This is a genomic window from Bacteroides faecichinchillae JCM 17102 (assembly GCF_000614145.1).
In the GTDB taxonomy this organism is placed as follows: Bacteria; Bacteroidota; Bacteroidia; order Bacteroidales; family Bacteroidaceae; genus Bacteroides; species Bacteroides faecichinchillae.
On sequence record NZ_BAKK01000013.1, the window covers coordinates 69,709 to 81,840 of the forward strand.

Genomic DNA, 12,132 nt, shown 5'->3' on the forward strand with positions numbered 1-12,132 from the left:
GAGAGAGGCTTTCTTATAATGATAGATGATTTGTTTACATCAAGAATCCAAGTAAGATACCGGCAGCAACAGCTGAACCGATTACCCCTGCTACGTTCGGACCCATAGCGTGCATTAACAAATAGTTGGTAGAATCATATTCTAGACCTACTACTTGAGAGATACGTGCAGAGTCAGGAACAGCAGATACACCTGCGTTACCTATTAATGGGTTAATTTTGTTATCTTTCTTCAGGAATAAATTGAAGAATTTAACAAAAAGTACTCCCGAAGCAGTAGCAATGACAAATGACAATGCACCTAGAGCGAAAATTTTGATAGAATCCCAAGTCAGGAATTCTGATGCCTGTGTAGAAGCACCTACAGTCAGACCTAACAGAATTGTAATTGTATCAATCAACGGACCGCTTGCTGTATTGGCAAGACGACGAGTTACACCACTTTCTTTCAATAAGTTACCAAAGAACAGCATACCTAGCAAAGGCAAACCGGAAGGAACTAGGAAGCAAGTAAGCAGCAAACCAATGATCGGGAAAATAACCTTTTCTGTATGAGAAACAGCACGTGGAGGTTTCATACGAATCAAACGTTCGTGTTTCGTGGTGAGCAGTCGCATAATAGGCGGCTGTATCACTGGTACTAGCGCCATATAAGAATACGCAGATACTGCAATCGCTCCCATTAAGTTAGGTGCTAGTTTAGACGAAAGGAAGATTGCCGTTGGACCGTCGCTCCGCCAATGATACCAATAGCACCAGCCTGCATCGGATCGAATCCCATTTCAAGTGCAATCATATAAGCACCAAAAATACCAAACTGTGCAGCTGCACCGATTAACATTAATTTTGGGTTCGATATCAGTGCCGAGAAATCAGTCATGGCACCAATACCCAAGAAAATGAGTGGCGGATACCAACCAGATGTTACTCCCTGATATAATATATTCAACACAGAACCTTCTTCATAAATACCGACTTTCAAACCGGCTTCCATGTTGAAAGGTATATTACCGATTAATATGCCGAATCCGATAGGAATCAGCAACATTGGTTCAAACTCCTTAGCAACCGCCAGATAGATGAAAAATAAACCTATCACAATCATAGCGATATGTCCTATGGTAGCGTTCGCAAATCCCGTATAAGTCCAGAAGTCAGCTAAGTTGTTTCCTAAAAAGCTAATAAAATCTCCCATATCATTCAATAATTACGAGGTCATTACCTTCAAGAACTGAATCTCCCTTATTTACGTTGATAGCAGTAATTTTACCATCTTTATCAGCGTTGATATTGTTTTCCATTTTCATGGCTTCCAGGATAATAATAGTCTGTCCTTTCTTTACTGTGTCACCTACATTCACTTTAATATCGAGGATCACACCAGGAAGTGGAGACTTCACACCTGATTTGCCGCTGGAAGCTACAGCAGGTTTTACTACTTGCGTCGTAGGAGTAGCGGGAGCAGTCGATACCGGACGTACAACTGGCTTTACTACAGTTTGCTTCACCGGTTGTTGCTCCATTTCTACTTTATAAGGAGTACCGTTCACTTCTACATGAGCGATATTATCTTCAATATCTCCAATCGTTACTTTATATAAGTTACCATTGATTTTATATTTATATTCTTTCATCGTTTTATCTTTTTATTGAGTGACTTACTTTTTGTTGGGAGTTTCACGCAGTGTATAAATCTTCGAACTCCATGGTGAATAGCTCCGTTTCACACGAGTGATGGTCAGCACTGTTTCTTCTACGTCGTGTACATCACTTTGCATCTCATGCAGGGCCATAGCAATAGCAGCATAAACATCGCCCGGAGCTTGTGTCAATTCTTTCGCTTCATGCTTATCGATACCTTTAGCCCTCATTGCATTACGTTTGCTCAGATTGACAGAGATTTTACCAACAATTTTGAAAGCGATATAAAGAAGAATTAAGCCTGTAAATACGACGCTCATAGCAGAAATGGACATACCGATACCGACAGCATCATGCTCTTCGAATTTCTCCATTTTAGCATTACTGTTGATCGTTTTGTTGTTAGTGCTTGGAGTCACATATTTGTCAGGAGATCCACCTTTTACTTCCCATTGACCAGCGGCATCGCTGACACGTGCATACGATTCGTTAGCAGACAGAGTCCCTGCAGGAACCACAATTTGGTCAATCAACTTACGACCTGAATCGAATAAACCAATCCAGTTGTCAGTCTGTGTATTTAACTTGAAGTTGGTGTGGAATGTTCCACGGTTAGGTTCGCCGTCTGCCCAGAATAAAGCGTGTTGACGCGGTTTTACCAAGGTTAGTACGTCTCCTTTAGGAATAAAGTATGTTACAGTATCCCCAGGCTGATTGCTTACTTTGAGCAGCCAGCCGGCCAGATCGGCACTACCGTATGATCTGTTGAATATTTCAATCCATGCACTGTGTAATCCGTAGTCGTCTTGAAAGTTACTTTGATTGTCAATCAGTACTTCATTCAGTAGCAATTTATTGTTTGATTTTTGTTCTTGGCAAGAGCACAAACCAATCAACATCAACATGGAAAGGAATATTCCGATTTTGGTTTTATTCATAATCGTTTTTCTTTTTAATGTTTACAATGGAATGTTACCATGCTTCTTAGAAGGATTGGCTAATTTCTTAGTCTGCAACTGTTGCAAGGCACGAATGATCCGGAAACGAGTATTACGCGGTTCGATAACATCATCGATGTAGCCATACTTAGCTGCATTATAAGGATTAGCAAATAATTTAGTGTATTCTGCTTCTTTTTCTGCAAGGAATTGAGCCGGGTTTTCTTGATCTTTAGCTTCTCTCGCATAAAGTACTTCTACAGCACCAGCACCACCCATAACAGCGATTTCGGCTGTTGGCCATGCATAATTCATATCACCACGAAGTTGTTTACAGCTCATTACGATGTGAGAACCACCATATGATTTACGTAGAGTGACCGTAACTTTCGGAACTGTAGCTTCTCCGTAAGCATATAATAATTTTGCCCCGTGCAGGATAACACCATTATATTCCTGTCCTGTTCCCGGAAGGAATCCCGGAACGTCTACTAATGATACGATTGGAATGTTGAATGCATCACAGAAACGAACGAAGCGCGCACCTTTACGGGATGCGTTGCTGTCTAGTACACCTGCCAAATATTTGGGCTGATTAGCAACAATACCAACAGATTGTCCGTTGAAACGTGCAAAACCAATGATGATATTTTTTGCGAAGTCTTTCTGAACTTCAAGGAACTCACCATTATCGACAATTGCACCGATTATTTCATACATATCGTATGGCTTATTCGGATTGTCAGGTATGATTTCGTTCAGTGAATCTTCCAGACGGTCAATTGGATCTGTACAATCTATATAAGGAGGCTCTTCCAAATTGTTTTGAGGGATATAACCTAGTAATTTGCGGATTAGAGCCAAACCTTCTTCTTCGGTAGAAGCTGTGAAATGAGTAACACCGGATTTAGTAGAGTGTACGCTTGCACCACCTAAATTTTCCTGAGATACATCTTCACCTGTTACAGTCTTTACAACTTTCGGTCCGGTAAGGAACATATAAGAAGTTCCTTCCATCATCAATGTGAAGTCAGTCAGTGCCGGAGAATAAACCGCACCACCCGCACAAGGACCAAAGATACCTGAGATTTGAGGAATCACACCAGAAGCAAGTATATTGCGTTGGAAAATTTCTGCGTAACCTGCTAATGCATTGATACCTTCCTGAATACGTGCACCACCTGAATCGTTAATACCGATACAAGGAGCACCCATCTTCATTGCTTGATCCATGATTTTACAGATCTTAAGAGACATAGTTTCTGACAATGAACCAGCAGAAACGGTAAAGTCTTGTGCAAAGATATATACCAGACGACCTTCGATTGTGCCGCAACCGGTTACTACACCATCGCCAGGATAATGTTTTTTCTCCATGCCGAAGTTGGTACATCTATGTTCAACGAACATATCCATTTCTTCGAAGCTACCTTCGTCAAGCAACATAGCTATGCGTTCGCGTGCTGTGTATTTACCTTTTTCATGTTGTTTGGTAATTGCTTTTTCACCGCCTCCAATACGCGCTACGGAACGGCGTTCGATAAGCTCTTTAATTTTGTCAAGTTGATTACTCATGAGTTCTTGTAGTTTTTAGAGTTTATAGATTAATGTTCGCAGAGTTCTGTTAATACTCCCAAAGTAGATTTCGGGTGAAGGAAAGCGATATTCAATCCTTCTGCACCTTTGCGGGGAGCTTTGTCGATTAAACGGATCTCTTTGCTTTCTGCTTCTGTCAAAGCATCAGCCACACCGTCTTCTACTGCGAATGCAACATGGTGCACACCCACTCCTTTATTTTCAATGAATTTAGCAATAGTACTTTCAGGGCAGGTTGGTTCCAATAACTCAATTTTTGTTTCACCTACTTTTAAGAAAGCTGTTCTTACTTTTTGGTCTTCTACTGTTTCGATGTTGTAACATTTCAAACCTAATACATTTTCGTAGTAAGGAAGGGCTTCTTCAATGCTTTTTACGGCAATGCAGATGCTCAATGTGTGAAATCTTCATAACGAATTTATTTTAAATTGATTTTAAATCTGTTTTTGCATAGCATAAAACAAGCACAAAGAAAGACATTTCTTACCTAATAAAGAAATTTTTCAGCATTTAATTATTGGACGATAAAAGATAAAAAGTGGTAAGAATGAAGGATAAAGGAACTTTTGCAATCCTGAGATTACATTTATACATAGAATTTGACCAGTAACTTGTTGAGCCAAGCCCAATTAACACGAAACCAACGACGTGTGCTACTTTGTTTACCCCCGAAACGGAGTACAAAATCACGATAACCATGCTTGCGGAATGGTAGTCCCACATCCATAAATTCCATATGGCTGATACCACGTTCGTGTGCATCTTCTAATGCTTTCCATACGGCTAATATACCTGGGTATTGTAACGCATAAGTTTTTCGCATCCCTCCCGAAAACCAGAGATAAGCATTATCTTCAGAGTAAATACAAACAGCTCCTCCAATGATTTTCTCTTTATATTTGACAATGAATATTTTTCCTTGCTTTCCTTTGATTAGTAGGTTGTGCATGTGACTGAAAAAGTCTTTATTAGGAAAATAGCGGCGTATACGGGATGAATATATTTTATGCAGCATGTGCGAAAAATCCTTTATTTCTTCTACGGTGTGTGCCTCTTTCACTATTGCTCCATTATGAAGTCCTTTTTTTACTTGGCGAATGCGAGATGGGCTAAATCTATCTTCTACTTTTTTCATGCTGTGAAGAGAGTTACGGACACGCAACCAATTGACCGGAAAATATCCGTTACTTCGAAAAAAACGATAGCCGAACATCGAATTTTCCAGATTTCTAAATTCGATGAGAAGACAAGTGCGGGAAGCCTCCTGAGTCAAATGTTCAAGAATCTCTCCAAAGATTTCTTCTTCCTTTTCTTTGTTGAGATGCGAAGGCTCAAATAACAGTTCTCCTAATCCATATACAACACATTGTTTGGTGAGTGAGGAGGGAAGCCACTTTCGGGTTTTACGAATAGCGGCTAATAAGCGTGCCACTGGTTTATCGTCTTCTGTTGCTACAATTAGGAGAGGCATATACCCTGGAGTCGCTTCATAAATTTGAAACAACTCTTTTGAATGAAATGTGTTTTTTCCCGGTAAATCGGGAATATCCTTTCCACGATAATATGTAGTTAATTTAAGTGGCATAAGTACAAATTTACACTTTTTATTTGTCTTTCAACAAAAAGAGGAATATTTTTGTTGAAAATGTCATAACTGAAAAAGAGATTTTTCTTTTATCTTTGTGTGTCTACTAACCTTTAAACACTGATTAAAATTATGATTGAAGAAATGCTTGCCTACAATAAACAGTTTGTAGAGAATGAGGGGTATAAAGAGTATATAACCAATAAATATCCTGATAAGAAGGTAGCGATTCTTTCTTGTATGGATACTCGGCTGACTGCTTTACTTCCGGCTGCATTGGTATAAAGAATGGAGATGTGAAAATGATTAAGAATGCCGGGGGTGTCATTTCTCATCCCTTTGGTAGTGTCATTCGTAGTTTGTTAGTAGCAATCTATGAACTGGGAGTCGAAGATATTATGGTAATTGCTCATTCCGATTGTGGCGCTTGTCATATGCATAGTGAGGAAATGATTGAGAAGATGGAAGCTCGTGGAGTCAATGCCGATTACATTGATATGATGCGTTTTTGTGGAGTAGATTTTCATTCTTGGCTCGATGGCTTTGAAGATACAGAAAAGTCAGTACGTGGTACGGTAGATTTTATAGTCCGTCATCCTTTGATTCCTTCAGATATAAGAGTGCATGGATTTATCATTGATTCTACTACTGGGGAATTATCGAGAATCATTTAGTTCCTAATAGATTCTTAAAGGTATTTTAATAAAATAAATAAGGCAGCTTCACATTAGCTGCCTTTATCTTTTTGCGGTTGTATACTTTCTTTGACTGGTGCACTCTCTTATGACAGATAGGGTGACCGTACATCTTTATTTCAGCCTCCCGGCTGGCTTTGCGATTCGCTTTAATGTAATCGTCTTGTGTAATTCGTTTTTTCATGATTCATTTCTCTTTTCTTGATGCAAAGATACAATTAATTCTTCATTTAATAGAGGTATCCTTTGCCTTTTCATAGAGTAGGTAGTACTTTGACAATGGAAAATGAAAAACAAACTTTTATTTCTTATTACGCTCGGTTTACACTATCTTTGCATACATTAATCATATGAAACCGCAAAATAATATGGAAAATTTCAGTGAATTGATAAAGAACCGTCGCAGTATGCGTAAGTTTACTGATGAAGAACTCACTCAGGATCAGGTAGTAACTTTGATGAAGGCAGCATTGATGGCGCCCACATCCAAGCGTAGTAATAGTTGGCAGTTTGTTGTAGTAGATGATAAAGAGATATTGAAAGAATTGTCACATTGTAAAGAACAAGCTTCTGCTTTTATAGCTGATGCAGCTTTGGCGATTGTCGTGACAGCGGATCCATTGGCGAGCGATGTTTGGATTGAGGATGCTGCTATTGCTTCTATTATGATTCAACTGCAAGCTGAAGATTTGGGATTGGGTAGTTGTTGGGTACAGGTTCGTGAACGTTTTACAGCTACTGGAATGCCATCAGGCGAATTTGTTCATGGAGTATTGGACATTCCTTTGCAACTTCAGGTTCTTTCTGTAATAGCCATAGGTTATAAAGGGATGGAGCGGAAACCTTTCAATGAAGAGCATTTACAATGGGAAAAAATTCATATCAATAAGTTTGGGGGAAAATAAAAATGGCTACTGCAAAAGCAAATAATCACAAGGATACTTATAAGGCTACTGCTGTTTCTCTGATTGTCATTGGATTACTTTTTTTGATCGATAAGTTTATTCATTTCGCTTCTATCGGGTTACCTTGGGTGATGAATAAAGACAATCTATTGTTGTATGCTTCTATTTGTTTTCTGATTTTTAAACGGGACAAGTCGGTAGGATGTGTATTACTAGCACTATGGCTAGTTATGAATATCGGATTAGTGATGTCATTGCTTGGTTCGTTGTCCGGTTATTTGTTGCCGCTTGCATTACTATTGGTAGGAGGTATTTTATTGTTAGTTGCAAGGCGATAATATGGAGAAAAGAAGATGAAAAGAAGTGTTGAAGATACTCCGATCGTATTTATCGGTGCCGGAAATTTGGCTACTAATCTGGCAAAAGCGCTTTATCGAAAAGGATTTCGTATTGTGCAGGTTTATAGTCGTACGGAAGAGTCTGCATGTGCCCTGGCACGAGAGATAGAAGCTGAATTTACTACAGATTTGCAGGAAATATCGAAAGAGGCGCGCTTATATATAGTCTCGTTGAAGGATGCTGCTTTCGTGGAGTTACTGCCTCAGATTTCGGAAGGAAAAGGGAAAGCTTTATTGGTGCATACTGCCGGAAGTATTCCTATGAGTATTTGGGAAGGTTATGCAGAGCGGTATGGAGTTTTTTATCCTATGCAGACGTTCAGTAAGCAGCGGGAAGTAAATTTTGAAGAGGTACCTTTCTTTGTAGAAGCAAATAGTAAGGAAGATGTCGAGCTATTGAAAGCCATTGCCGCAACTCTCTCAGAAAAGGTATATGAAGTAACTTCTGAACAGCGGAAGAGTTTACATTTGGCTGCTGTCTTTACATGTAATTTTACAAATCATATGTTTGCTTTGGCTGCTGAATTACTTGATAAGTATCATTTGCCTTTTGAAGTCATGTTGCCTTTAATTGATGAAACGGCGCGTAAAGTTCACGAATTGGCTCCGTATGATGCACAAACTGGACCTGCGGTACGTTATGACGAAAATGTGATTAATCATCATCTTACAATGCTGGAAGATACTCCGGAGTTGCAAGAAATCTATAAATTAATTAGTAAAAGTATTCATGAGCACCATTAATTATGATTTATCCCGTATCAAAGCATTGGCTTTTGATGTAGACGGTGTGTTGAGTTCAACTACTGTTCCGTTGCATCCTTCGGGAGAGCCGATGCGTACAGTGAATATAAAAGATGGTTATGCTTTACAACTGGCTGTGAAGAAGGGAATTCATATTGCTATAATAACCGGTGGGCGGACAGAAGCAGTACGTATTCGTTTTGAAGCATTGGGAGTGAAAGATTTATATATGGGTTCGTCTGTGAAAATTCACGATTATCGTGCTTTCCGTGATAAATACGGTTTATCGGATGATGAGATTTTGTATATGGGGGATGATGTTCCCGACATAGAAGTGATGCGCGAATGCGGATTACCATGTTGTCCGAAAGATGCTGTGCCGGAGGTGAAAGCTGTTGCAAAATATATATCTTATGCCGATGGTGGTTGTGGTTGTGGGCGTGATGTGATAGAACAAGTGCTGAAAGTACACGACAAATGGATGGCGCAAGACGCCTTCGGTTGGTAAGAATGGAATATAGAATCAGTTTACAGTTAATAGAAATTTTATCTATAGTTATATTATTAATATTGAGATTGCTATGCTTGATAACTTGAAGAAATATGATATTATATTAGCCTCTAATTCTCCCCGCCGAAAAGAATTGATGTCAGGTTTGGGGGTTGATTATGTGGTGAGAACATTACCTGATGTAAACGAATCATATCCTGACACATTAGTTGGAGGAGAAATTCCAGAATACATCTCGAGAGAAAAGGCCGATGCTTACCGATCTTTGATGAGACCAAGGGAATTATTGATTACAGCAGATACGATCGTCTGGTTAAATGGAAAAGTCCTTGGAAAACCGAGTGGGAGAGAGGAAGCTATCAAAATGTTACGTGCTCTTTCGGGAAAGTCTCACCAAGTTTTTACAGGAGTCTGTTTGACTACAACAGATTGGCAGAAAAGTTTTACGGTTGCTTCTGATGTACAGTTTGATGATTTATCAGACGAGGAAATTGAGTATTATGTAGACCGTTATCGACCGATGGATAAGGCGGGGGCATACGGGGTACAGGAATGGATTGGATATATAGGGGTTAAGTCTATCTCTGGAAGTTTTTTTAATATTATGGGGTTGCCCATACAGAAATTATATGTAGAGTTGAAGAAACTGTAATATAGTTATAAGGGGAATCAGACCTTCGGATAATACGGACTTTAAAGTTTTATTCGAAGTGTTTATTTTGATTCTTATTGGTTTTGAAAATTGGGGAGTTGAAGAAATAATATATACTGATAAATAATAGCCCAGAACTAAATAAAGATCTGAGCTATTATTGGTTATTACGACATTTCGTTGTTTGCGGTAATTATAATAAATCCAACATTAAAGGTATATCTTCTTCTTGAATACCCTGTTTGAGAAGAGGTCCTTCGTCTTTGTGAAACATCTCTAAAAATTGTTCTCTGCTATCACTTATAGTTATTGCTTTTCCGTAAAAGACAGCAGCTTTCTGAATGTCTCCCATTACCCAGGCAACGTGTCCGGCGTTCATGAAGTCAATAGCTAATGGCTTATGGTCTATTATTTTTTCGTAGTATTTTATAGCTTGTTCATATTTCAATCCAATAAATGAACACCACCCGATACCACGCCATGCCCTGATACTATTATTTTCCATGAAATCCAATTTAAAGAAATAGTTTAATGCCTCTTCATTTAATCCAAGTTCGGTGAGGCAGCTACCAATATAAAATGTTACATTAGTGTCATTTGGAGCTACTTCTTCTACCTTTTTATAATAGGTCAGTGCTGTTTGATAATTTCGGTTCAGGCGATAGCAGGTCGCCAGATGACGATTGGTCCAAATGTTATCGGGTTTTAATGTATCCGCTTTCAGATAAGCATCGATTGCAGCTGCATATTTTCTTTGCTTTTGAAAAGCAAATCCAAGCTTCTGATAACATTCTGCAGCGTTCTCGTCTAAAGCTTCAATAGATTCCAGTTCTTCATAAATCTCAATTGCTTCATTCCAACGTTCTTTTTTTATGTAGAAGTCTGCAATCGGAAATAATATTTCGTCCCAATAGAGTACATTGTTGAGTGCGGGAATATGGTGCAGATCGAGTTTTTCTTTAAATATATCCCTGAACTCATGACGTCGTACACTGAGTTTAAAAAAACGATATAAAGTCATGTAAATATTGGTTGCTGACAGTTCCCGGTTTTTCAAAGAACTTTTTCAGTGTATCTGCATTCGACTTGTCTGTTAATTCTGTCATCTGCTGCTCATTAAGCTGGCTTAACATCATGTCTTGCTGTGACTTGGGCAACTGTTGGATAGTAAAAAAGAGCGAATATTTATCACTATTGCTGAAAAATCCCGATTGAAGTAGTATATCTAACAAGCTATTTTTTTCGTTTGTTTTTGATTCCAACATATTATGTACGTCGGATTGTTGTTTGGTGAAAGGATAAAACCAATTATGTACTTCCCGGAAAAACGGATAACTTTTTAGACCGGCAAACGTACTCATATATACATCGGCACCTTCCAACTGCAATTCGTTCATTTCACGCAGCTTGTCACCTAAACCGGATTTCTCGATAGCTTCTTCCCAATCCGGATTCTTATCATTGTTTTCTTCTTCATTTTCTTCAATGCCAAAACGTGTATCTCGCATAGACGAAGCATTTTTCAACATTTCGGGAATAATCTCTTCTCTCATTTTTTATCTATCTTCTCCGTTTCCTGACAAAGTAACATTTGCTGGTAGATACGAGCGACATCTCTTTGGAAGAGAGGATCTTCCGCGATGAGATCTACTCTTTTGAGTAATTCAGTATAGAGGTTGAGACGATTCCTGTGAATATGGAAGATAATAACAAGACTTACCAATGCTCGTTGTTTCACATTGATATTCGGATGTATGTATGCATCCAGTAGCCACATGATTTTACGTAAATCGAAACATTCCATCAGACTAAGCATGATTGCGCTGATAAATAAACACAAATCATCTATCGACAGTTGTTCCGAAGCAAGCATGGCTTTTGCATCCTCTTCTTCTTGTGAATTCCATGAACTGTTTGTCCAACCTTCCAGAAAAAGAAATTTGAGGGTGTCTTCATGACGCTTCATAACTTCAAGTGTTTTTGCCTCGGATAGAAGTCCGCTTACTGCCAGATCGTCATTGAATGATTCCAAAATATGTAACAGCTTTTTAAGATCATAAGCTGCCAGACCATCCGTACGGGGAGTCCGGCGTACCTCATGATAATATCTTGATGATGCATTATCCAACATCAGCAAGCGTGACTGATCGGCAATACTCCATGTATCCGCTAGAAGTTTACGATATACATTCCAACGTTCAGGGTCATTGACGCTTGGCGCATATAGTCTAGCATATATTTGTAAGAAGTCTGAAGCTGTTCCAGCTGTGTCCGTAAATTCCAATCGGGACATTGCCAGAGTAAAGACTCTAACTGCATTAATGCTTCTTTGAGTCTTTGACCTTCAAGAAGGGTACGTATATATGCGTATTGTTCATTAATTGTTTTTTCGTTCATCATTGTTCAACTATTTATTTCAGCATATGAATAAATACTGTTTATTCTATAACAAAAAGAATGCCAAAAAG

Annotated in this window: 10 protein-coding genes and 4 pseudogenes; 6 read left to right on the plus strand and 8 right to left on the minus strand. The window is 38.8% G+C overall.

Annotation, left to right across the window (positions count from 1 at the left end; all coding sequences use genetic code 11):
- Positions 1-34: 34 nt before the first annotated feature.
- From JCM17102_RS26880 to JCM17102_RS08835, 6 genes and pseudogenes are all read right to left on the minus strand, one after another.
- Positions 35-1,194 (minus strand): annotated as a pseudogene (locus tag JCM17102_RS26880) (sodium ion-translocating decarboxylase subunit beta).
- Position 1,195: 1 nt separating this feature from the next.
- A complete protein-coding gene (locus tag JCM17102_RS08815; protein WP_025074846.1) occupies positions 1,196-1,633 on the minus strand; it encodes an acetyl-CoA carboxylase biotin carboxyl carrier protein in 438 nt (145 codons plus the stop codon).
- Between the two features lie 24 nt (positions 1,634-1,657).
- Entirely contained in the window at positions 1,658-2,578 is a 921-nt protein-coding gene (locus JCM17102_RS08820) for an OadG family transporter subunit (protein WP_025074847.1), read from the minus strand.
- Positions 2,579-2,599: 21 nt separating this feature from the next.
- Complete coding sequence (locus JCM17102_RS08825; RefSeq protein WP_025074848.1) at positions 2,600-4,153, minus strand: acyl-CoA carboxylase subunit beta; 1,554 nt, start codon at positions 4,151-4,153, stop codon at positions 2,600-2,602.
- A gap of 29 nt (positions 4,154-4,182) precedes the next feature.
- Positions 4,183-4,585 (minus strand): annotated as a pseudogene (gene mce / locus JCM17102_RS26885) (methylmalonyl-CoA epimerase).
- Positions 4,586-4,760: 175 nt separating this feature from the next.
- Entirely contained in the window at positions 4,761-5,759 is a 999-nt protein-coding gene (locus tag JCM17102_RS08835; protein WP_025074849.1) for a GNAT family N-acetyltransferase, read from the minus strand.
- 132 nt (positions 5,760-5,891) lie between these two features.
- Here JCM17102_RS08835 and JCM17102_RS26890 point away from each other — a divergent pair.
- Positions 5,892-6,433, plus strand: a pseudogene (locus tag JCM17102_RS26890) (beta-class carbonic anhydrase).
- Positions 6,434-6,458: 25 nt separating this feature from the next.
- On the opposite strand, the gene JCM17102_RS08845 reads toward JCM17102_RS26890, so the two are convergent.
- Complete coding sequence (locus JCM17102_RS08845; RefSeq protein ID WP_025074850.1) at positions 6,459-6,638, minus strand: hypothetical protein; 180 nt, start codon at positions 6,636-6,638, stop codon at positions 6,459-6,461.
- 184 nt (positions 6,639-6,822) lie between these two features.
- Here JCM17102_RS08845 and JCM17102_RS08850 point away from each other — a divergent pair, with 184 nt between their 5' ends.
- The 5 genes from JCM17102_RS08850 (at position 6,823) to JCM17102_RS08870 (ending at position 9,664) form a co-directional block, all read left to right on the plus strand.
- Positions 6,823-7,359 (plus strand): nitroreductase family protein, encoded by a 537-nt coding sequence (locus JCM17102_RS08850; RefSeq protein ID WP_025074851.1) that lies wholly within the window; start codon positions 6,823-6,825, stop codon positions 7,357-7,359.
- A 2-nt stretch (positions 7,360-7,361) separates the two neighbouring features.
- On the plus strand, positions 7,362-7,697 hold the full coding sequence (locus JCM17102_RS08855; RefSeq protein WP_025074852.1) for a hypothetical protein: 336 nt from the start codon (positions 7,362-7,364) through the stop codon (positions 7,695-7,697).
- A gap of 15 nt (positions 7,698-7,712) precedes the next feature.
- Positions 7,713-8,501: a Rossmann-like and DUF2520 domain-containing protein gene (locus JCM17102_RS08860; RefSeq protein WP_025074853.1), complete on the plus strand. Its 789-nt coding sequence runs from the start codon at positions 7,713-7,715 to the stop codon at positions 8,499-8,501.
- A complete protein-coding gene (locus JCM17102_RS08865; RefSeq protein WP_025074854.1) occupies positions 8,488-9,009 on the plus strand; it encodes a KdsC family phosphatase in 522 nt (173 codons plus the stop codon). The genes JCM17102_RS08860 and JCM17102_RS08865 overlap by 14 nt, the downstream gene beginning before the upstream one ends.
- Before the next feature lie 73 nt (positions 9,010-9,082).
- A complete protein-coding gene (locus JCM17102_RS08870; RefSeq protein ID WP_025074855.1) occupies positions 9,083-9,664 on the plus strand; it encodes a Maf-like protein in 582 nt (193 codons plus the stop codon).
- 193 nt (positions 9,665-9,857) lie between these two features.
- Here JCM17102_RS08870 and JCM17102_RS26895 read toward each other — a convergent pair.
- A pseudogene (locus JCM17102_RS26895) lies at positions 9,858-12,061 on the minus strand (tetratricopeptide repeat protein).
- Positions 12,062-12,132 lie beyond the last annotated feature (71 nt).